This is a genomic window from Microbacterium hatanonis, assembly GCF_008017415.1.
Classification (GTDB): Bacteria; Actinomycetota; Actinomycetes; order Actinomycetales; family Microbacteriaceae; genus Microbacterium; species Microbacterium hatanonis.
Genome location: NZ_VRSV01000002.1, coordinates 75,136 through 97,258, shown reverse-complemented (window position 1 = coordinate 97,258; position 22,123 = coordinate 75,136). Strand labels below are relative to the sequence as shown.

Genomic DNA, 22,123 nt, shown 5'->3' with positions numbered 1-22,123 from the left:
CTGTGATCCATCGATCGCTTCACGCCCCTCTCCTCGTCGTCGGGGGAGGTCTGGGCGGCGTCGCCGCCGCGCTCACGGCCGCGCGCCTGGGCACCGCCGTCGTGCTGACCGAGTCGAGCGACTGGCTGGGGGGTCAGCTGACCTCCCAGGCCGTGCCGCCCGACGAGCACGAGTGGATCGAGACGCACCGCATCTCGCCGAGCTACTCGGAGCTGCGCGAACGCATCCGCGATCACTACCGCCGCGAGTACCCCCTCCGCGACGGGGTGCGCGACCTCGTGAACCTGAACCCCGGCGCCGGGTTCGTCTCGCGGCTGTGTCACGAGCCGCGGGTGGGTCACCTGGCGATCCGCGAGATGCTGTCGCGCTGGGAAGCATCCGGTCTGCTCACCGTCCTGACCGAGCACGACCCGATCGCGGTGCATCGCGACGGCGACCGCATCGTCGCCGTCACCCTCCACGACCGACGGAGCGGCCTCGACGTCACCGTCGCGGCGGAGCGGGTCGTGGACGCGACGGAGCTCGGCGATCTGATCGAGCTGGGCGGATTCGCCTCGGTCGTCGGGGCCGAGGGGGCCGACGAGACCGGCGAGCTCCACGCCCCGGCCGTCGCCGACCCGACCGACCAGCAAGCGGTGACCTGGTGCGCGGCGCTCGAACTGCGCCCAGGCGAGTCGCACGTCATCGACCGCCCCGACGGGTACTCCCGCTGGCGCGATACGGTTCCGGCCTTCTGGCCGGGGTCGCAGTTGTCGTGGACCGACGTGGAGCCCATCTCGCTCGACGTCAGAGAGCGCCCGATGTTCCTCGGTTCCCCCGAGGCCGCGATCGACAGCGAGGACCGCGATCTCTGGCACTACCGCCGGATCCTCTCGCGGGCGGCGATGGCGCCCGGCTGGCCCGGGAACGACGTGACCCTCGTGAACTGGCCGCAGGTCGACTACTGGGACCGCCCGCTGGTCGGAGTGGAACCGACGGAGCGCTCCGTCGCGCGCGCCGAGGCGCGTGAACTGACCACGTCGTTCATCTACTGGATGCAGACCGAGGCGCCGCGGTCCGACGGGGGCACGGGGTACCCGGAGCTGAAGCCGCGCGGCGATGTGGTCGGCACGGCCGACGGTCTGGCCAAGGACGTCTACGTGAGGGAGTCCCGCCGCATCCGCGCACTCTTCACCGTCACCGAGCAGCACATCGGCCGCGACATGCGCGGCGACGAGAGCGGGTCGGAGCTCTTCCGGGACTCCGTCGGCATCGGCTACTACCGCATCGACCTGCATCCCTCCACGGCCGGCCGGTCTTACGTCGACGTCGACTGCTTCCCCTTCCAGATCCCGTTGGGGGCGTTGATCCCGCGCGACGGCGACAACCTCATCGCCGGGTGCAAGAACATCGGCACGACCCACATCACGAACGGCGCCTACCGGCTGCACCCCGTGGAGTGGTCGATCGGCGAGGCGGCCGGAGCGCTCGCCGTCATGAGTCTGGATCGTCGCGTGCCGCCGGCGGAGATCTGGCACGACCACGCCCTCACGAGGGAACTGCAGAGCATCCTCTCGGAGAGGCTGGGGATCGCACTCGCGTGGAGCGACGATATCCGCACCAGGGGTTCCAAGAGCGAGGCGGTGCGCATCCCGACGCCCCGGTGATCGCCCGGGGCGCTCGCTAGACTCGGGCTCGAGCCACCCGACCGACGAACCGATGAGGGGGACCGGTGAGCGACCTCGAGCTGGATCTCACGGAGCTGCGTGCGGCAAAGAGCCGGGTCGTGGGTGCGCTGGCGACCTTCCAGAGCGCCGATCGGGTCGGGGACGACCTGGGAGCCTTGACGGGCGAGTACCGCCTGGAGCGCACGGTGAGCGACTTCGCCGGTAACTGGGATTACAACCGCGGCAAGCTCGAGGAACAGCTCACGACCGTCCGTGACTGGCTGCAGGCCATCGACGAGACCATGACCGAGCTCGACCAGAGCATGGCCGAGGCGAGCGACACGGAGGGCGCCCCGTGAGCTCGGGACTCGCCGTCGACTACGAGGACGTCTTCGCCGGGCGTCCCGCCGAACTCGAGACGCGCGCCCGCAATCTCCAACTCACTGCCGACGCCATCTCGCGCGCCGCCGAGGCCCTGCTCGACCTCGTCGACGGGCAGACAGCCCGGTCGATCGATGCCGTCCGAGGCTCGGCGGAGGACGCATCGGCCGGGCTCCGGCGCGCTCACGGTCGATACGACGGCACGGCGACGGCGCTGACGACGTTCGCCGTCGAGCTCGAGACGATCCAGGCGGCGGCGCGCACCGCGGTCGACGACGCGGACGCCGAGACCGACCGCTCGTACCGGCTCGAGTCGGAGATCGGCGACCTGCGCAACGAGCTCGTCCAGGCCGAGGCGGTGGGGGAGTCCACCACCGCACTCGACGATCGGATGCTGTCGGCGGCGGACGATCTGGCCGACGCCCAGGGGGCGGTCGACGCCGCGCGACGCGTCCTCAACGACGCGCGTCAGCAGATCTACGAGGCGGCCGACCGGGCGATCGGCGCCATAGAGACGGCGATCGAGGACGGCGCCGACTCCTTCGGCGACAACTGGGACCAGTTCTGGTCGCCGGTCGGCGATTTCTTCGAGATGGTCGGCGAGTGGGCGTCCCAGGTGCTCTCGGTCGTCGTCGACGCGCTCATGGAGGCGCTCAGCGCGCTCGTCTCGGCGCTCGTGGTGATCGCCCTGCTGCTGGTCGCGGCTGTCGTGATCGGGCTCGTCGTCGCCTCGTTCGGTCTGGTCGGTCTCGTGCTCCTGGGGGGCCTGCTGGCTGCGGCGCTCCTCCTCGCGGTGGTCGCCGAGACGGTGGGGCGGCCCCAGCAGACCTCCGGCGGATGGACCAGCGGGAAACCGACAGACGATGCCGATGTCGACGCCGACAACGATCTGCTCGAGGCGCGCGACTACCAGGGCATCATGGCGCAGCTCGCCGAGCAGGACTCCGCGAGCGCCGACGGCACCAGCACCGAGATCCGCGTCGTGGCCGTCCGCAACGCCGCGGGCGAGATCGTCTCGTGGCGTGTTCAGCTGCCCAGCACCCAGTGCTGGAATCCGCTCAACAGCGACGGCTCCCTCAACGACCTGCGCGCCGACGTCATGCTCTCGATGTTCCCCGGAGTGCCGACCCAGTACGAGGAGGCGGTGTGGGACGCCATGACCGAGGCGGGCGTCTTCGAGAGCGACGCGCCGATCATGTTCACGGGGTGGTCGCTCGGCGGCATGATGGCGGGCGATCTCGCCACCGACCCCCGCGTCGCCGATCGGGTCGATTCGGTCTTCGCCGCGGGCTCGGCCATCGACAAGCACTACTCCGCGATGCCGCCCGATGTGCGCGTGACGCAGATCAACAACGGCATCGACCCCGTGCACACGCTCGAGTTCGTCGGTCTCGAGCTCGTCGACTACGTGCGCCTCGACAACGACTGGCAGACCTACCGCCCGCTCGTGTGGCCGATCCACGACTCGACGATGTACGGCGCCGAGGCGGAGCGGTATCTTCCCGAGCCTCGTCCCGGCGACGAGATCTTCTTCGCCGATCCCGATGAGGGAAGCTATGAGGACGTCTATTCGGCGTCCTATACGAGAGGTTTCTAGACGTATGAGATCGATCCGAGTCGCCCTGGGCGTCGCACTGACGCTGGGTGCCCTGTCATTGGCGGGATGCGCGGCATCGCCTGACATGGGCGGTCTCGCGGCCCACCTCGAGGAGGTCGACGGCGTGAATGCGGTCTCGGCCGACGTGGGGCATCCGGGAGCGCCCTGGAACACCGAGGTCGTCGTGCGACTCTTCGTCGACGACCCGAGCGACGCCGAGTTCACCTCGGTCATCCGAGGCGCGATCCCGGCGCTGGCCGACGACCCCACGACGGCCCGCCACGGCGCGACGGTGATGTTCATCGAAGGTGTGCCGGGCGACTACGACAACAGCGGCCAGCAGCTTCGCGGCAAGCTGCGGCCCGGCTCGAAGGTCTACGACGAGCTGGGGCTCGAATTCGGCGAGTCGATGCGCCTGTCACCCGAGGACATCGCCCGTCTGGCCGAGGGCTCATGAGGTCGATCCGCGCGCTGATCGGCATCGTGATCGTCGCCGGGATGCTGGCCCTGTCGGCCTGCGCGGCTCCCGATGTCGAACTCGGAGACCTCGAGGCCGAGCTCTCCGGCATCGGCAACGTCAACGACGCGACCGCGACACTCAGCCACCCCGGCGGTGCAGGGCATACGGAGGTGGCCGTCACCCTCTACGTCGACGACGTGACCGACGCCGCCGTCGTCGGCGTGGTCCGCGCGGCGGCGTCGGTGCTGGCCGCCGACCCCGAGGTCTCGCGCCACCGCGTCTCCATGGGTCTGCTCCAGGGGACCCCGTCCGACTTCACCAGCGATCAGCAGAGGTCGGACGCCCACATCCGTCTGGACGACACGGCTGCCGCGGAGCTCGGCCTGCAGTCGGGGCACGAGTTCATCGTGCTCTCGCCCGACCGGCTCTCCCGGCTGGCGGGTGAGGGTTGAGCGGCGCGACCGAGACGCGTCGGCCGCCGGCGCTGACCTTCCAGCTCCCCGGACGCTGGCTGGCGCTCGACCCGCGCGACGTCGACGCTGCTGCGGCCGAGGTCGAGGCGGTGGTCCGAGAGGTGGTCGGGGTCGCCGACGACGCCGTCCTCGCCCGTCGACGCATCCGCGACGCGCTCGGGCGGGCAGTGGATGCGGCGAGGGATGCGGAGGCGCATGCCCTGTTCCTCTGCCTCGAGATCGTTCCCGACCTGCCCACACCCGCGGCGCTCACGGTCCACGCCCCGTCGGGCATGCGACTGAGTCCCGCCGTGGGCACCTCGTCGGACGCCGTCCTCGGCGCACTGCTGCGCAGCTTCGAGACGCTTGAGATCGACGGCATCGAGACGGCCACGAGGCTCGACGGCCCGCGTGCGAGCATGCTGCGCCTGGAGCGCAGCTACGACGAGACGGTCGTGGAAGCCGACGTGGCCGTGACCGCGACCCGGTTCGAGGCCGATTGCTGGTTCGCGGTACCGGGTTCGAAGCAGGTCGTGCTCGCGAGCTTCACGACGCCGCTCGGCGAGATCCGCCACGGGATGCGGAACCTCTTCGACTCGGTCGCGCTCGCTGCCTCGTTCGCGAACGCGCAGTGACCGGCGCGCATCTGTCGGGACCGCACAACGGGTCCGTTCGCACGGGTCCCGGGGTGTTGTAGGGGGTAGCCAAGGCTGTTGGTGGAGCGTTGTGGGAGTCCTACCGTTGGGATCATCCCGTTTCGCCGAAGAAGGTGCTGTATATGACCGACGCCGCAGTCCGTCCTGAAACTCCGTCCATCGCGAGGCGTACCCCGGCCGGAGGCGCTCCGACCGCTGCTCACACCGCGGCCGAGGCATCCGAGCCCCGTATCGACACCGCGCGGGTGACCGACCTGCTGCTCGGCACCTGGGGGCACGTCCGCCGCCAGGCGCGCGAGATGATCAAGGACCCCGCCTTCTGGCGCATCGACGGACAGACCGTGGCCGAGCACCGCGAGCGCGTCCTCGGACAGCTGCACCTTCTCGTCGAGAACAAGGCCGTGCACCGCGCCTTCCCCACGCGCTTCGGCGGGGAGGACGACCAGGGCGGAAATATCGCCGGCTTCGAGGAGCTCGTCGCCGCAGATCCGAGCCTGCAGATCAAGTCGGGCGTGCAGTGGGGCCTGTTCGGGGCTGCGATCTACCAGCTCGGCACCGAGGAGCACCACGAGAAGTGGCTGCCCGGCGCGATGAGCCTCGAGATCCCGGGTGCCTTCGCGATGACCGAGACGGGCCACGGCTCCGACGTCGCGGCCATCGGCACCACCGCCACCTACGACCCCGAGACCGCGGAGTTCGTCATCCACACCCCCTTCCGCGGGGCGTGGAAGGACTACCTCGGAAACGCCGCCCTCCACGGCATCGCCGCGACCGTGTTCGCGCAGCTGATCACGAACGGCGTCAACCACGGCGTGCACTGCTTCTACGTGCCGATCCGCGACGAGAACGGGCAGTTCCTGCCGGGCGTCGGCGGTGAGGACGACGGGGTGAAGGGCGGCCTCAACGGGATCGACAACGGCCGGCTGCACTTCGACCAGGTCCGCGTCCCCCGCACCAACCTGCTGAACCGCTACGGCGACGTGGCCGAGGACGGCACGTACTCCAGCGCGATCTCGAGCCCGGGCCGTCGGTTCTTCACGATGCTCGGCACTCTCGTGCAGGGCCGCATCTCGCTCGACGGCTCCGCCGCATGGGCGTCGGCGCTCGGCCTGAACATCGCCGTGACCTACGGCAACCAGCGGCGTCAGTTCGACTCCGGCCTCGGAACGCCCGAGGTCGTGCTGCTGGACTACGGCAAGCATCAGCGCCGGTTGCTGCCGCGCCTGGCCACCACCTACGCCGAGATCTTCGCGCACGACGAATTCCTCAAGAAGTTCGACGGGGTCTTCAGCGGCCGCACCGACAGCGACGCCGACCGCGAGGACCTCGAGACCCTCGCGGCGGTGCTCAAGCCCCTCTCGACGTGGCACGCGCTCGACACCCTGCAGGAGGCGCGCGAGGCGTGCGGCGGATCGGGCTTCCTCGCCGAGAACCGCCTCACGGGTCTTCGGAGCGACCTCGACATCTACGTCACGTTCGAGGGCGACAACAACGTGCTGCTGCAGCTGGTCGGAAAGCGACTGCTCGCCGACTACGGCAGGCAGTTCAAGGGCAAGGATGCGCGCGCGCTCGCCGCCTACGCCGTGGGCCAGACCGCCGGGAAGCTCTTCCACGGCGCCGGACTCCGCCAGCTCGGACAAGCCGTCACCGACTTCGGCTCCACCGCGCGCGCGGTCGAGCGGGGGCTGCGCGGCGACCAGCAGCACGAGCTTCTCACCGACCGGGTGCAGCAGATGGTCTCCGACGTCGCCGGGCGGCTGCGCGCGGCATCCAAGCTCCCCCGCGACGAGGCGGCGGCCCTGTTCAACCAGAACCAGGCCGAGCTCATCGAGGCGGCCCGCGCCCACGGCGAGCTGCTGCAGTGGGAGGCCTTCACCGACGCGCTCGAGAACATCGACGATGCGGGCACGAAGAAGGTGCTCACCTGGGTGCGCGACCTCTTCGGGCTCAGCCTCGTTGAGAAGCACCTCGCGTGGTACCTCATCAACGGGCGCCTGTCGACGCAGCGTGCCGGGGCGGTGTCGAGCTACATCGACCGGCTGTGCACGCGTCTGCGCCCCCACGCGCAGGATCTCGTCGACGCCTTCGGATACGAGCCCGAGCACGTGCGGGCACCGATCGCCTCGGGCGCCGAGGGCGAGCGTCAGCGCGAGGCGGAACGGTACTACGCCGACCTCGAGGCGTCGGGCCGGGCCCCGATCCCCGAGAAGAAGGCCGCTGCGAAGTAGCGCGAAGACGACGGATGCTGCGAGCCGGGGAGGGCTCGCGGCATCCGTCATTCGTCGATGAGCCTCCACGAGCGCACGAACTCCTCCACCGTCATCGTGGCGAGGTCGCGCCAGGTGTGCTCGAGCAGGTGACCGGCCTCTTCGAACTGGCCCGCCCGGACCCGCAGCACCTCGGCGCCGGTGTCGCGCCTGCTCACGACGAGGTCGAGGCCGGGCAGGAGGTCGTCGCCCGCCCCGCCGCTGACCGTCGACACGGCGAAGGCGAGGGCGTTGCGCCCCCACCGCAGGGCGGTCGGCATCTTCGCGCGGTCGAGGCGCGCCTCGAGGACGTCTTCGGCGCGCGTGCCGGGTGCGTCGTTCATCGCTCTACTGTGCCCGACTCCGGCTCCGTGCTCGCCGAGAGTGCCCGTTCTCGACGAGGGAGCCCGAATTTCCGGGCACCTGTGGCGCACACGGGCACCCTCGGCGACGACAGGCGCGCGGCCGGGAAAGGGCGGGGGACGGGCGGGTGAACAGGTGGTGCCGGACGGGGAGTCCAGAGCGATCGGTTCATAGGTTGGGAGGGTCGCGATGTCCGCGGCGCCCCCTGTCGACCGAATCACAGGAGTCACCTGGTGCGAAACGCACGAATCACCGGATGGGGCGCGGCGGCACTTGCCGCCGTCCTCGTCACCACCGCCGCAGCCCCCGCCGGTGCCTCCGTCCTCGCGGACGCGGCGACCGAGACCCCCGCTCCGATCGAGACCTCGGAGCGCGAGGCGTCGTCATCGCCCGAGCCCGCCCCCTCGGACGAGCCGACCGAGGCCCCGGCCGAGGACGCCCCGACCGATGACGCCGCCCCCGAGCCGCTCGCCCAGCGCGCCGAGCGCACCGTGAGCGCCGCGCTCGCGGCCGCCGCCGTCGGCGACCTCACCGTGACGGTCTTCGAGGACCGCTACCAGGACGGCGTCTTCGATTCGTCGAAGGTCGGCCGCACCGGCCAGAGCGACGCCATCCGCCAGTACCTCGGCGCTCCGACCCTCGTCGCCTCGGACGGATCGACCTGGACGGCCACGGCGGTCGGCGACACGTGGTTCTTCGACGACGTGCCGGCCGGCGACGCGCGACTGCAGGTGCAGTACCCCACCCTTCCCGTGAACGCGATGCTGTTCGACGCGACCGACCCGGCGAACCTCCGGAAGCTGACCCAGGTCGGCAGCAGCTGGGATCCGCGTGCCGAAGCATCCGTCACCATCGGCGACGGGACGAACACCGCCCGCACGATCGGCATCTCGGGCCTGCGCGCCGTCGCCGACGTGAAGCTCCCCGACGGCACCCCCGCCACGGGCGTGACGGTCGAGCTCGGCGCGAACGGCCAGTGGCTCCCGGCGACCGAGTACGACTTCCAGCCGGGCAGCTACGAGCACCTCGACGGCGTGTACGTCTACCTCCTCCCCGGCGAGTTCGGGGTGCGGGTGACCGCCCCCGCCGGCTACCGCGTCGGCGAGGTGACCGCGGTCTCCTCCGGCGGCAACATCGACCCGATCCCGGTCACCTCGCGCGACGGTGCGTACTGGCTGCAGACCACCGACGCCTCGACCTACACGTCGAACCCGACCTTCACGGTAACGCTCGAGGAGCTCCCGACGGCCGATCTCCGCGTCACCTCGTTCGACGACCGCTACGCCGACGGCGTCTTCGACACCTCGAAGACCGCGAAGGACGGCCGCACCGACGAGAAGAACACGCGGGTCTCCCGTCTGGTCACCGCCCAGGGCGCGATCCTCACCCCGACCACCGCGGCGAACGGCGACCAGGTCTTCGAGGACGTCCCCGTCGGCGAGGCGAAGGTCTACTTCGTCCACCCGAACTCGGCCTTCGACAGCATCTTCTTCGACACCACCGATGCGGAGTCCGCCGACGAGATCGAGCGCGTCCCGAACGAGAGCACCTCGGCCTACTCGCAGGCCGTCGCGACCGTCGCGGTCGAGGACGGCGGCTCCGCCCTCGAGGTGGGCTTCACCGCACTCCGCGCAACCGCCGAGGTCGAGTACGCCGGCGGCGCTCCCGCGTCGGACGTCACTGTCGAGCTCGGTTCGGACGGCCAGTGGTACCCGGCGACGGAGTACGACTTCGCCGGGGGCGAGGGCACCTACGAGGCGTTCGCGAACTCGTACTATGTGCGCCACCTCCCCGACGAGATCGGCGTGCGGGTCACCGCGCCCACCGGCTACGCGATCGCCGAGGTCACCGCGCGAGAGAACAACGACCCGGGCGCGGCCGAGATCGCCGTGCGCGATGACGGCGCCGTCTTCTGGCTCGACACGGCGGATGCCGCGTCGTACTTCTCCGCGCCGACGTTCGTCGTCACCCTCGAGGAGATCCCGACGGCCTCCGTCGACGTGACGTACTTCCTCGACGTGGAGCTCGACGGCGTCTACGCGTCGGGCACCGACACGACGGTCCCGGGTGCCGAGGTCTACCTGCAGGATGCTGCGGGCCGGTGGTGGGCGACGACGTCGCTCGACGGCACCTACGCCTTCACCGGCATCGCGCCGGGCGAGGCGACCGTCTACGTCGAGATCCCCGAGACCGCCGAGAGCCCGGAGGTGCCCGGACTCCCCGGCCTCGAGCTCCCCGAGGCCGCTCTCGCGGTCTGGGACGCCACGGATCTCGCGTCGTACCGCGACGTCGAGGAGGCCGAGACGACCACGATCTCGTTCGAGGGCACGTCGATCGGCGCGGACGGCACCACGACTCCGATCGTGGTCGACGGCGCCCTGGTCGGCGCGATCCCGACCGAGGTGGTCGCCGACACCGAGACCTCCGACGCCGCGGAGGTGTTCGTCGGCGGCGCCATGGTGCTGCAGACCGCCGCGGTGGTCGACACGACCTCGCTCGAGGCGGTGCCGGGCGCCGAGGTGCAGTTCCTCGCGAACCGCGCGACGGCCACGGGCGAAGAGCTGGCGCCGGGCTCGGGCGCGTTCATCGCCGCGGACGGCGATGGCGAGGTCGCCGTGTTCGGCGCCGCCGAGTACGGCATCCGCCCGACGGTCCCGGCCGGCTACCGGGTGGTCGAGGTCGTGGCGGTGAGCCTCTCGGGCGACGTCCTCGACGTCACCGAGCAGCAGGCGACCCCCGCGACCGCACGCGCGGCGCTGTTCGCCGCCGGCACCGAGTACCGCGTGGCTCCGGAGCAGGTCGGCGGGCCCGCCGGCGGCATCGTCTGGGCCGTCGCGGTCGCGCCGATCACGGTCGCACCGCCGGTGGTCCCCGGCGTCGACCTGCCGCCGACGGTCGGCCTGCCCGCGGCCGGCCCCGCGGTGCTGCCGGCCACGGGCTCCGGCCAGGACGCGTGGGCGCTGGCGTTCGGCGCGAGCCTGCTGCTCGCTGCAGGCATCGGTGCGCGCCTGATCGTCCGCCGCCGCTCCGCCTGACCCGCGGGTTCGCCGAGAGTGCCTCCTTCCGCCGCGGGTGCCCGATCTTCCGGGCACCCGCGGCGGAAACGGGCACCCTCGGCGGCGCGGTCGGCCTCGGCGGGTGTCGCCGCCCGCGGCTAGGGTGGCGGCGTGAGCGGCGACGTGCGAGTGGGTGGTGACGGGATCGCCCGGTGCGCGTGGGCGGGCGACGACGGCGAGTACCAGCGGTATCACGACGAGGAGTGGGGCACCCCGCTCCACGGCGACCGGGCGCTGTTCGAGAAGATGAGTCTCGAGGGGTTCCAAGCGGGCCTGAGCTGGATCACGATCCTGCGCAAGCGCCCCCGGTTCCGTGAGGTGTTCGCCGGGTTCGATCCGCACGCCGTCGCCGCGTTCGACGACGGCGACGTCGAGCGGCTCATGAACGACGCCGGCATCATCCGCAACCGCGCCAAGATCCTCGCGACGATCTCGAACGCCCGCCTCGTGGCCGACATGGCACCGGGCGAGCTCGACGCCTTCGTGTGGTCGTTCGCCCCGCAGCATCCGGCGGCACCTCCCGCGACGTTCGCCGAGGTCCCGGCGACGACGCCCGAGTCGGTCGCGCTGAGCAAGGCGCTGCGCAAACGGGGGTTCCGATTCGTCGGACCGACCACGATGTACGCCCTCATGCAGTCGGGCGGAATGGTCGACGATCACGTCGCCGGATGCTGGCGCGCGGCGTCGTCCGTCGACGACCGCTAGACTGGAGTCACTGCGGAGCGATCCTTGCTCCCTGCGTCGTCGAACGCAGCGGCCTCGAGCCCTTGACTTTCTACGGCGAACGGATGCGTCGACCCGACGCCTTCGCCATCTTCTCGCTCGCGCGTCCCGTGCGCGGCGAACCTATCCCGGACTGCGTGCGTTCGCGCGTGCAGCCATGGAGACGCATGTCCATCGATACCCCCACCCTTTCCCCCGCGACGTTCGCCGAGCTCGGCCTTCCGGCTCCGCTCGTGCGCGTGCTCGCCGAGCAGGGCAAGAACGAACCGTTCCCGATCCAGTCCGACACGCTCGTCGACACCCTCGCGGGTCGCGACGTGCTCGGCCGCGGCAAGACCGGCTCGGGCAAGACCCTCGCCTTCGCGCTGCCGCTGGTCGCCCGCCTCGGCGAGAACAAGACCGCCCGCAAGGCCCGTCGCCCTCGCGCGCTCGTGCTCGCACCGACCCGCGAGCTCGCGAACCAGATCGACGCCGTCATCGCGCCGCTCGCGGCCGCCTACGGCATGAACACCACCACGATCTACGGCGGTGTGACCCAGAAGCGCCAGGTCGACGCGATGAACGCCGGCGTCGACATCCTGGTCGCCTGCCCCGGTCGTCTCGAAGACCTCATGGGTCAGCGCTTCGTCTCGCTCGAAGACGTCGAGATCACCGTTCTCGACGAGGCCGACCACATGGCCGACCTCGGGTTCCTCCCCGTCGTGACCCGCATCCTCGACAAGACGCCGAAGAACGGGCAGCGTCTGCTGTTCTCGGCGACCCTCGACAACGGCGTGGACAAGCTCGTGCGCCGGTTCCTGCAGAACGAGGTGCTGCACTCGGTCGACGAGGCCACCTCGCACGTCGCGGCGATGACCCACCACGTCTTCGAGGCCGCCGACGCCGAAGCCAAGAAGCACCTCGTCAAGACCCTCGCGTCGGGTTCGAGCCGCCGCATCCTCTTCACTCGCACGAAGCACCAGGCCAAGAAGCTCGCCCGCACCCTGACCGACGCGGGCATCCCGTCGGTCGACCTGCACGGCAACCTCTCCCAGCCGCAGCGCGACCGCAACCTCGCCGCGTTCAGCGCCGGCACGGCGCGCGTCCTCGTGGCGACCGACGTCGCCGCCCGCGGCGTGCACGTCGACGACATCGCGCTCGTGGTGCACGTCGACCCGCCCGTCGAGCACAAGGCGTACCTGCACCGCTCGGGCCGCACGGCCCGTGCCGGCAGCGCCGGCGACGTGGTCACGGTGATGCTCCCCGAGCAGCGCCGCGACACCCAGGACATCCTTCGCAAGGCCGCCATCAAGGTGACCCCGACCCCCGTCACGCACACGTCGCCGCAGGTGACCGCGCTCGTCGGAGACGTCGCCGAGTACGTCACCCCCGCGCCGCGTCAGGAGCCGCAGCAGCAGGGCGGCGGCGGACGCTCGCAGGGCGCGAACGCGCAGCGCAAGCGCGCCGTCCGTTCCGGCGAGGCCCCGGCGGGCCAGGGCGGCGGCCGCAGCCGTCGCGGCCGCGGCCAGGGCAGCGACGCAGCGCGCACCTCTTCGGACGCACCCCGCGGCGCAGCATCCGGTCGCTCCGACTCGTCGGCCGGCCACGCCGGTCGCGGCCGCTCCGGCGGCTCCGGTCGCAATGGTTCGGGTGCTCAGCGCCCGGCCGCGGGCCGCTCGGCCAGCGGTGCGCCCACGACCGGCATGGTCGTCGGCTCGCGCAGCCCCCGCACCAATCGTCGCGCGCAGGGCTGATCCCCGCACGCTCACGCCGCTCTCACGACGAGATGCCACAACACCCGGACGCGCAGCGCGCTGCGTCCGGGTGTTGTGGCATCTGAGCGGGGAAGACGCCGGGAGCGGATGCTGCGCGGCCGGTCAGGAACCGAGAAGCGCGGCGTCGGCGGGGTGGGGCACACTGTGGGGTAACCGAACCCGGGAGACCGCATGGCCGCCGCATCCGAAGCATCCGTCCCCATCGCCGACGCGCACGAGGTGATCCGCGTGGTCGGCGCGCGCGAGAACAACCTCAAGAACGTCGACGTCAATGTGCCCAAGCGCCGGCTGACCGTGTTCACGGGCGTGAGCGGATCGGGCAAGTCGTCGCTCGTGTTCGGCACGATAGCGGCGGAGTCCCAGCGCCTCATCAACGAGACCTACCCCACCTTCGTGCAGCAGTTCATGGGTCAGCTGTCGCGTCCCGACGTCGATGCGCTCGAGAACCTCAGCGCGACGATCCGCGTCGACCAGGAGCGCATGGGGGCCAACGCGCGCTCCACGGTCGGTACGGCGACCGACGTCCACGCGATGCTGCGCATGCTCTTCAGCCGCCTGGGCACGCCGCACGTCGGTTCTCCGCAGGCGTTCTCGTTCAACGTGCCCTCGGTGAAGGGGGCGGGGGCGGTCACCATCGGCACCGGCCCGAACAAGGGCAAGAAGGAGCGCCGGTCGTTCGAGATCACCGGCGGCATGTGCCCGCATTGCGAGGGGCTCGGCGAGGCGACCGCGATCGACCTCGACGAGCTCTACGACAAGACGCTCTCGCTCAACGGCGGAGCGATCAAGGTGCCGGGCTACACCGCCGACGGCTGGATGGTGCGCGTCTTCGGAGAGTCGGGCTTCGTCGACGCCGACACGCCCATCCAGGACTACACCGAGCAGCAGCTCCACGACTTCCTCTACAAGGAGCAGGTCAAGGTCAAGATCCAGAACACGAACATGACCTACGAGGGTCTCGTGCCGAAGATCACCAAGAGCATGCTGCAGAAAGACCGCGATGCGCTCCAGCCGCACGTCCGCGCGTTCGTGGAGCGCGCCGTGACCTTCCGCGCCTGCCCCGAGTGCGGCGGCACCCGGCTGAACGAGGGTGCCCGGTCGTCGAAGATCGGCGGAGTGAACATCGCGGATGCTGCGGCGATGCAGATCACCGATCTCGCGGCCTGGCTGCGCACGGTCGACGCGCCCGAGGTCGCCCCGCTGATCCAGGGCCTGCGCGAGACGGTCGACTCGTTCGTCGACATCGGTCTCGGCTACCTCTCGCTCGACCGCGCGAGCGGCACGCTCTCGGGCGGTGAGGCCCAGCGGACGAAGATGATCCGCCACCTGGGCTCGAGCCTGACCGACATCACCTACGTCTTCGACGAGCCGACGGCGGGCCTGCACCCGCACGACATCGAGCGGATGAACGCGCTGCTCCAGCAGCTGCGCGACAAGGGCAATACGGTGCTCGTCGTCGAGCACAAGCCGGAAGTCATCGCGATCGCCGATCATGTGATCGACCTCGGCCCGGGTGCCGGCCGGGCCGGCGGCGAGATCCAGTACGCCGGCGACCTCGCCGGTCTCCGCGCCTCCGACACCCTCACCGGGCGCCACCTCGACCACCGCGCGCGGATGAAGCCCTCGACGCGGTCGCCGAAGGGGGCGCTCGAGATCCGCGGCGCGACCCAGCACAACCTGAAGAACGTCGACGTCGACGTGCCGCTCGGGGTGCTGACGGTCGTGACGGGAGTGGCGGGCTCGGGCAAGTCGTCGCTCATCCACGGGCATCTGCCGCGTTTCGACGACGTGGTGGTGGTCGATCAGTCGCCGATCAAGGGGTCTCGGCGCAGCAGCCCGGCGACCTACACGGGTCTGCTCGATACCATCCGCGCTGCGTTCGCGAAGGCGAACGGCGTCAAGCCGGGCCTGTTCTCCGCGAACTCCGAGGGCGCCTGCGTCGCGTGCAAGGGGCTCGGCGTCATCATCACCGACCTGGGGTTCCAATCCACGGTCGAGACGCTCTGCGAGGTGTGCGAGGGCACCGGCTTCTCCGACGAGGTGCTCGAGTACACCCTGGAGGGCAAGAACATCGCCGAGGTGCTCGACATGTCGGTGGGCGAAGCCGCCGAGTTCTTCGCGAAGGGACCGGCGCAGGTGACGCTCGCGCGCCTCATCGACGTCGGACTCGGCTACATCACGCTCGGTCAAGCGCTCAACTCCCTCTCGGGCGGCGAGCGGCAACGACTGAAACTCGCGATCAACATGGCCAAGAAGGGCGCGGTGTACGTGCTCGACGAGCCGACCACGGGCCTGCACCTGGCCGACGTCGACAACCTGCTCTCGCTGCTCGACCGGCTGGTCGACTCCGGCAACAGCGTGATCGTCATCGAGCACCACCAGGCGGTGATGGCGCACGGCGACTGGATCATCGATATCGGTCCCGGGGCCGGCCGCGACGGGGGAGAGGTCGTGTTCGAGGGCACGCCCGCCGACCTCGTGGCAGCGGGGAAGACGCTGACGGGCCAGCACCTCCGCCAGTACGTCGGTGCCTGAGCGACTACCACGCCGCGCGGAGGCATGACAAGAAGTCGCCCTCGGTTCTTCGGCGTCGACGTCGGAGGTTAGGCTGTCCGGGCACATCACTGCCCGCGCTCCTCTGCGGGTCGCAGACTCTTTTCATGCCCCCGGGGGAGGACGCCGCCATGAGATCGTTCGCATGGCTTCGCCGACGGCGCCGTACGATCGCCTCGGCGAGCATCGTGACGGTGTCGGCCGTCGCGATCGCGACCCTGGCGATCGTCTACGAGGGCAACCCGACGACCGAGGTCGACCTGCACGACGGCGGGGTGTGGATCACGAAGCAGTCCTCCCTCATGGTCGGGCACTTCAACCACGAGTCGCGGGTGCTCGACGGCGGTTTCCGCGCCGCGAGCGACGAGTACGATGTCGCCCAGAACGGCTCGACCGTGCTCGTCACCGACGAGCAGAGCGTGACCGCGGTCGATCCGGCGATGGTCGTGCTGACCGATTCTGCCGACATCCCCGCCGGCGCCAAGACGGTGCTCGGGGGTGCGACCCTCGCGGTGCTCGATCCCTCGTCGGGGTCCGCGTGGATCATGCCGTCCGCCGCGGTCTCGGGCTTCACCGTCGAAGGGACGGAGCCCACGATCGAGCTCGGCGAGGGCGCCGACATCACGGTCGGGCAGGACGGCACGGTCTACGCCGTCTCGCCCGAGTCGCGCGAGATCGTGACCGTGCCGATCGACGACACCGGTGAGCCCGGCGACCCGCAGCGACGGGGTCTGGACGGGATCGAAGACGACGCCGAGCTCACGGTCACGGCCGTCGGCACCACCGCTGCCGTCCTCGACGAGCGGACGGGCACCGTCTACACCTCCGGCGGCACCCGCACCGAGGTCCCGCGCGGAGACACGGCGGTGCTCCAGCAGCCGTCGCCGGCGGCGACGTCGGTGACGCTCGCGACCGCGAGCCAGCTCGTGAACGTGCCGCTCGACGGATCGGACCCGGTCGAGACCGATGCGGGAGGCGACGGCACGCCCGCGGCCCCCGTCTCCCTCGGCGGCTGCACCTACGGCGCCTGGGGCGGGTCCGCCCGGTTCGTCCGCGACTGCTCCGACGAGTCGAACGACCTCGCCGTCGACATCGAAGACATCGATCCGACCGCGCAGCTGACGTTCCGCCAGAACCGCGACGTCGTGGTGCTGAACGACATCATCGGCGGCGCGGCGTGGATGGCCAGCGACAGCATGCAGCGCGTCGACAACTGGGAGGACATCACTCCCCCCGAGGGCGACTCGGAGGAGGACGAGCAGACCACCGAGCAGACGGTGGAGACGACGCTGCCCGAGCGCACCGAGATCAACACCCCGCCGGTCGCCACGGACGACGACTTCGGCGTGCGTCCGGGTCGCACCACGGTGCTGCCCGTGCTCGACAACGACACCGATGCCGACGGCGACGTGCTCACCGTGACCCTCCCCAACGGCAGTCCCGGGCTCGGCAACGTGCAGCCGATCAACAACGGCGCAGCCCTGCAGATCGCCGTGCCCGAAGACGCCTCGGGAAGCGATTCGTTCACCTACCAGATCGACGACGGGCGGGGCGGCACCGACACCGCGACGGTGCGCCTCGACGTGCACGGCTGGGAGATCAACTCGCCGCCCGTGCAGAAGCGGGTCACCGCGGTCGTCGTCGAGGCCGGTGCGGCCGTGTCGTACAACGTGCTGCCCGACTGGACCGACCCCGACGGCGACGAGGTGTTCCTGCGCAGCGTCACCCCCGACGGCGGCGACGAGGCCGACTTCACCTCCGACGGGCGCATCTCCTACCGCGCCATCGGCGGCGCCCAGGGGCGCAAGGACGTGCCGATCGTCGTCTCGGACGGCACCGACGTCGGCGAGGGTGTTCTGCGGGTCGACATCCGACCGCCCGGGTCGACCGTGCCCGTCACGAACGCCGACCACGTCGTCGTCCGCGTGGGTCAGACGGCGACCGTCGCGCCGCTGACGAACGACACCAGCTCCAGCCGTGAGCCCCTGCGCCTCACCCGCGTCGACGAGGTCGCCGGCGCCGAGATCGTCCCCGACTTCGCGAACAAGACGTTCACGTTCCGCTCGAACGCCCCCGGCACGTATTACGCGCAGTACCTCGTGTCGTCCGGCGCGAACGCCGTGCCCGGCCTCGTGCGCGTCGACGTGGTCCCCGACGCCGACACCGACCTGCCGCCGATCGCCGTTCGCGACGTCGCCCTCCTCACGAGCGGCGCCGATGTGCTCGTGAACGTCCTCGCCAACGACATCGACCCGTCCGGCGGCATCCTCGTCGTGCAGTCGGTCACCGTCGACCCGAACAGCGGCATCTCGGTCGCCGTGCTCAACCACGAGACGCTGCGCATCACCGATCAGGCGGCACTCGGCGAGCAGACGCGCATCGGCTACCGCATCTCGAACGGTTCGCAGACGGCCGAGGGCGAGGTGGTCGTCATCCCCGTGCCCGCGCCCGAGCAGCTCGAACCACCGGTCGCCAACGACGACCAGGCGGTCGTCCGTGCCGGGGACATCGTGACCATCCCCGTGCTCGACAACGACACGCACCCCAACAGCGACACGATGCACGTGGCACCCGACCTCGTCGCGCCCCTCCCGACGCCCGAGCAGGGCCAGATCTTCGTCTCGCAGGACACCGTGCGCTTCCGCGCGGGCGACCAGCCGGGCACGGTCTACGCGACCTACGAGGCGGTGGACTCCACGGGGCAGAAGGACGCCGGGTACATCACCATCCAGGTGCTCCCGGCCAACCCCGAGACGAACCAGGCGCCGCGCCCGCGCGACATCACCTCGCGCGTGCTGAGCGGCTCCGAGGTGCGCATCGCCGTACCGCTCGACGGTCTCGACCCCGACGGCGACTCCGTCGAGCTCGTCGGCCTCGACTCCGCTCCGACGAAGGGCCGCATCTCCGAGACGGGCGCGAACTTCCTCGTCTACCAGGCCTTCGACGACGAGACCGGCGCCGACGCTTTCACCTATCGGGTGCGCGACCGGGGCGGGGCGGAGGCGACCGCGTCGATCCGCGTGGGCATCGCCCCGACCGAGGCGACCAACCAGGCGCCGTACGCGGTGAAGGACTCCGTGATCATGCGCCCGGGGCGCGAAGTGGCCGTGCCGGTGCTGGCCAATGACTCCGACCCCGAGGGCGATGCGATCTCCCTCATCAGCAACGGTCTGATCCTCCCCGAGGTCGACGGCATCCAGGCCCGAGTCGTCGGCGACCGCGTCGTCGTCACGTCGCCGGACGAGCCGATGGAGACCTCGCTGCAGTACACGATCCGCGACGCCCGCGGTGCGGAGGCGCGCGCCGTGCTGCAGGTGACGGTCGCCGACGACGTGCCGCTGCAGCGCCCGATCGCCCGCGACGACCGGGTGCGCGCGCAGGACGTGCAGGAAGACGAGTACGTCGACCTCGACGTGCTCGCGAACGACGAAGACCCCGACGGCACGACCGACGCCCTCCGCATCACGGTCGACGGATCGGCGACGGTCAACGCCGACGGCATCGTGCGCATCCCGATCCTCGACGAGGCCCAGCTGCTCACCTACACGCTGACCGATCAGGACGACCTGACGGCGTCGGCCTTCATCTTCGTGCCCGCCCTCAGCGATCTGCCGCCGACCCTCATCTCGACCGAGGGCATCGAGGTGCAGAGCGGCGAGACGGTCGACCTCCCGCTCGCCGATCACGTGCGCGCCGCGGGCGGCCGGACGGTCGTCATCACCGAGGCGGCCAAGGTCGCCGCATCCCACGCCGACGGCTCCAACCTCGTCAAGGATCAGACGACCCTGACCTACACGTCGGCGGCCGGCTACTTCGGCCAGGACGCCATCACGTTCGAGGTCACCGACGGCACGGGGCCCGACGACCCGGAGGGGCGGAAGGCCACGCTGACGCTGCCGGTCACCGTGCTCCCGCCCGACAACCAGCAGCCGACGTTCGTGAACGGCCAGATGGATGTCGCGCCGGGCGAGGAGCCCACGGGCCTCGACCTGCGGGCCCTCACGACAGACCCCGACGAGGGCGACCTCGACGGCATGCAGTACTCCATCGTCGGCGGTGCGCCGTCGGGCTTCAGCGCCTCGATCGACGGCCAGACCCTGCGCGTCGGCACCGACTCCGGAACGCCCAAGGGAACCACCGTCGACGTGCGTCTGCGCGTCGACGACGGCGAGACCGAGCCGGTCGAGGGCACCGTGACGGTGCGGGTGACGGCATCGACCCGCCCCCTCGCGACGGCCAACGACGACATCGTGCCGCAGTCCGACCAGGGCAAGACGATCACCGTGCCCGTGCTGGCGAACGACTTCAACCCGTTCCCCGAGACGGCACTGAAACTGACGTCCGCGGTGCCCGAGACGGGCAGCGGCACCGCCGACCTCGCCGGCGACCAGGTGGCCGTCACCCCGGCGGCCGACTTCTTCGGCACCATGGTGGTGCGCTATCGGATCCAGGATGCGACGGGCGACCCCGATCGCGAGGTCGAGGGCCGCATCCGTCTCACGGTGCAGGGGAAGCCCAACGCTCCCGGAACGCCGACGGTGTCGAGCGTGCAGGACCGCACGGTCGTGCTGTCGTGGACGCCGCCGGCGAACAACGGCGCCGACATCACCGGATACACGGTGACCTCCACCTCGGGCGCGTACACGAAGCAGTGCGCCTCGACGACGTGCACGCTCGACGGCCTCACCAACAACGTCGAGTACAACTTCGTGGTCACCGCGACGAACCGCGTCGGCGAGTCCGACCCGTCGGCTCCGTCGGCCGTGGCGCGGCCCGATGCGCGTCCCGACACCCCGCAGCCGCCGACCCTGACCTTCGGCGACAAGTCGCTGCAGGTCGCGTGGGTCACCCCGTCGACGCCCGGCTCCCCGGTCGAGTCGTTCACGCTCGAGATCTCGCCCGCCCCGCCGTCGGGGCTCACGCAGAAGGCCAGCGTGACCGGCAACACGATCGTGTGGGACGGCCTCGAGAACGGCACGAACTACCAGGTGCGCGTGCGCGCCCACAACCGTGCGCCTGAGCCTTCGAGCTGGAGCGGCTACTCGGCGGGCGAGGTTCCCGCCGGGCCGCCGTCGGCAGCCGCGGCGCCGACCACCCAGCGTCTCCAGCCCGTCGGCGACCAGGCCCAGATGCAGGTCACCTGGAACGCGCCCGCCGCGAACGGCGACGCGATCAGCGGCTACCGTCTCAACGTGATCCGCGGCGGTTCGGTCATCAACACCATCGCCGTTCCCGCGGGACAGACCTCGCAGGCGGTCGTGGTCGATCCGAACCAGACCGACTACACCTTCACCGTCGCAGCGAAGAACAAAGCCGGCTGGGGCGCCGACAGCAATCCTTCGGCTCCGCGACGCGCGTTCGTCGCACCCGGGCAGCCGACCGGGGTCTCCGCGACGACGCCGACCAACGACAGCGCGATCGTCGTCTCGTACACGCCGGGCTCGACGAACGGTGCGGACAGTTCGTCGGTGAAGTACCAGTACAACGTCGGCGGCGGGTGGCGTGCGGACTGGGACGGCTCACGGATCACGAGCGGCATCTCCAACGGCAACCAGTACACCGTGCAGGTGCGCGCGGTGACGACCCAGGACGGCGCGACGTACGAGGGCGCGGCTTCCGCCGCCTCGAATGCCGCGACGCCGTACGGTCCGGTGAACCAACCGGGCGCGAATGCCGAGCGTGCCGGGCAGTCGGTGCGCGTGTCGTGGAGCCCGCCCGCGACGAACGGCCGCCCCATCAACCGGCTGGAGATCCGCATCGACGGCGGCAACTGGGAGAACGTGGGCCCGGGCCAGGGCTCGCGCAACGTCGGCAACGGCTACGACCAGACCCACTCGATCACCGTGCGGGCGATCGACTCCGAGGGCAAGATCAGCCCGGAGAAGTCTGCGTCGGCCTCCACCGAACCCAAGCCGCAGCCCCGGGCCTGGGTGACGAAGGGCTCGTCGGCGCAGGGGCAGGACAACTGCACGTCGTCCTCGTGCGCCTACCTGGTGCTGAACACGAAGGACTTCCCCGCCGGCACCTACACGGTCTCCTGCGTCAACAGCCGCGAGGGCCGGTTCACCAGCGGTAAGTCCTACCGCATCGAAGCCAACGCGAGCATGCAGCTCACCTGCTACTTCGGCTACCCGGGCGAGCAGGCGTGGGTGCAGATCGACGGATTCGGCGAATCCGAACGCCAGACCTGGTAGCGCCACGAGACGGCGCGAGAAGACAACGAGAAGGACACGACA

General features: G+C 70.7%; 13 protein-coding genes. 12 read left to right on the top strand and 1 reads right to left on the bottom strand.

Going from position 1 to position 22,123, the window contains the following annotated elements; all coding sequences use genetic code 11:
- Positions 1-2 precede the first annotated feature (2 nt).
- From FVP77_RS10670 to FVP77_RS10640, 7 genes are all read left to right on the top strand, one after another.
- Positions 3-1,646, top strand: coding sequence for an FAD-dependent oxidoreductase (locus FVP77_RS10670; RefSeq protein ID WP_246134079.1), 1,644 nt, complete (start codon positions 3-5; stop codon positions 1,644-1,646).
- A gap of 65 nt (positions 1,647-1,711) precedes the next feature.
- On the top strand, positions 1,712-2,005 hold the full coding sequence (locus FVP77_RS10665) for a hypothetical protein (protein WP_147894612.1): 294 nt from the start codon (positions 1,712-1,714) through the stop codon (positions 2,003-2,005).
- Positions 2,002-3,624 (top strand): hypothetical protein, encoded by a 1,623-nt coding sequence (locus FVP77_RS10660; RefSeq protein WP_147894611.1) that lies wholly within the window; start codon positions 2,002-2,004, stop codon positions 3,622-3,624. Before FVP77_RS10665 ends, FVP77_RS10660 begins: the two co-directional genes overlap by 4 nt.
- A 4-nt stretch (positions 3,625-3,628) precedes the next feature.
- Positions 3,629-4,081 carry a hypothetical protein gene (locus FVP77_RS10655; protein WP_147894610.1) on the top strand — a complete coding sequence of 151 codons (453 nt, stop codon included), beginning with the start codon at positions 3,629-3,631 and terminating at the stop codon, positions 4,079-4,081.
- Positions 4,078-4,536, top strand: a complete 459-nt coding sequence (locus FVP77_RS10650; protein WP_147894609.1) for a hypothetical protein — start codon at positions 4,078-4,080, stop codon at positions 4,534-4,536. Before FVP77_RS10655 ends, FVP77_RS10650 begins: the two co-directional genes overlap by 4 nt.
- Positions 4,533-5,171, top strand: a complete 639-nt coding sequence (locus FVP77_RS10645; RefSeq protein ID WP_147894608.1) for a hypothetical protein — start codon at positions 4,533-4,535, stop codon at positions 5,169-5,171. Before FVP77_RS10650 ends, FVP77_RS10645 begins: the two co-directional genes overlap by 4 nt.
- A 143-nt stretch (positions 5,172-5,314) precedes the next feature.
- Complete coding sequence (locus tag FVP77_RS10640; RefSeq protein WP_147894607.1) at positions 5,315-7,420, top strand: acyl-CoA dehydrogenase family protein; 2,106 nt, start codon at positions 5,315-5,317, stop codon at positions 7,418-7,420.
- A 47-nt stretch (positions 7,421-7,467) separates the two neighbouring features.
- On the opposite strand, the gene FVP77_RS10635 is transcribed toward FVP77_RS10640, so the two are convergent.
- On the bottom strand, positions 7,468-7,782 hold the full coding sequence (locus FVP77_RS10635) for a hypothetical protein (RefSeq protein WP_147894606.1): 315 nt from the start codon (positions 7,780-7,782) through the stop codon (positions 7,468-7,470).
- A 252-nt stretch (positions 7,783-8,034) separates the two neighbouring features.
- Between FVP77_RS10635 and FVP77_RS10630 the strand changes: the two genes are divergently transcribed.
- The 5 genes from FVP77_RS10630 to FVP77_RS10610 all read left to right on the top strand — a co-directional run bounded on the left by FVP77_RS10630 (position 8,035) and on the right by FVP77_RS10610 (position 22,081).
- Positions 8,035-10,836 carry an LPXTG cell wall anchor domain-containing protein gene (locus FVP77_RS10630; RefSeq protein ID WP_147894605.1) on the top strand — a complete coding sequence of 934 codons (2,802 nt, stop codon included), beginning with the start codon at positions 8,035-8,037 and terminating at the stop codon, positions 10,834-10,836.
- A gap of 132 nt (positions 10,837-10,968) precedes the next feature.
- A complete protein-coding gene (locus tag FVP77_RS10625) occupies positions 10,969-11,562 on the top strand; it encodes a DNA-3-methyladenine glycosylase I (RefSeq protein WP_147894604.1) in 594 nt (197 codons plus the stop codon).
- A 185-nt stretch (positions 11,563-11,747) separates the two neighbouring features.
- Positions 11,748-13,313, top strand: a complete 1,566-nt coding sequence (locus FVP77_RS10620; protein ID WP_147894603.1) for a DEAD/DEAH box helicase — start codon at positions 11,748-11,750, stop codon at positions 13,311-13,313.
- A 192-nt stretch (positions 13,314-13,505) separates the two neighbouring features.
- Positions 13,506-15,869 carry an ATP-binding cassette domain-containing protein gene (locus tag FVP77_RS10615; protein WP_147894602.1) on the top strand — a complete coding sequence of 788 codons (2,364 nt, stop codon included), beginning with the start codon at positions 13,506-13,508 and terminating at the stop codon, positions 15,867-15,869.
- 149 nt (positions 15,870-16,018) lie between these two features.
- A complete protein-coding gene (locus tag FVP77_RS10610; RefSeq protein WP_147894601.1) occupies positions 16,019-22,081 on the top strand; it encodes an Ig-like domain-containing protein in 6,063 nt (2,020 codons plus the stop codon).
- Positions 22,082-22,123: the final 42 nt, after the last annotated feature.

What these genes read in the sequence shown, in the direction of transcription:
- FVP77_RS10640 (WP_147894607.1), top strand. Translation starts at nt 5,315, where the DNA reads ATGACCGACGCCGCAGTCCGTCCTGAAACTCCGTCCATCGCGAGGCGT.
- FVP77_RS10610 (WP_147894601.1), top strand. Translation starts at nt 16,019, where the DNA reads ATGAGATCGTTCGCATGGCTTCGCCGACGGCGCCGTACGATCGCCTCG.
- FVP77_RS10615 (WP_147894602.1), top strand. Translation starts at nt 13,506, where the DNA reads ATGGCCGCCGCATCCGAAGCATCCGTCCCCATCGCCGACGCGCACGAG.
- FVP77_RS10655 (WP_147894610.1), top strand. Translation starts at nt 3,629, where the DNA reads ATGAGATCGATCCGAGTCGCCCTGGGCGTCGCACTGACGCTGGGTGCC.
- FVP77_RS10650 (WP_147894609.1), top strand. Translation starts at nt 4,078, where the DNA reads ATGAGGTCGATCCGCGCGCTGATCGGCATCGTGATCGTCGCCGGGATG.
- FVP77_RS10620 (WP_147894603.1), top strand. Translation starts at nt 11,748, where the DNA reads ATGTCCATCGATACCCCCACCCTTTCCCCCGCGACGTTCGCCGAGCTC.
- FVP77_RS10635 (WP_147894606.1), bottom strand. Translation starts at nt 7,782, where the DNA reads ATGAACGACGCACCCGGCACGCGCGCCGAAGACGTCCTCGAGGCGCGC.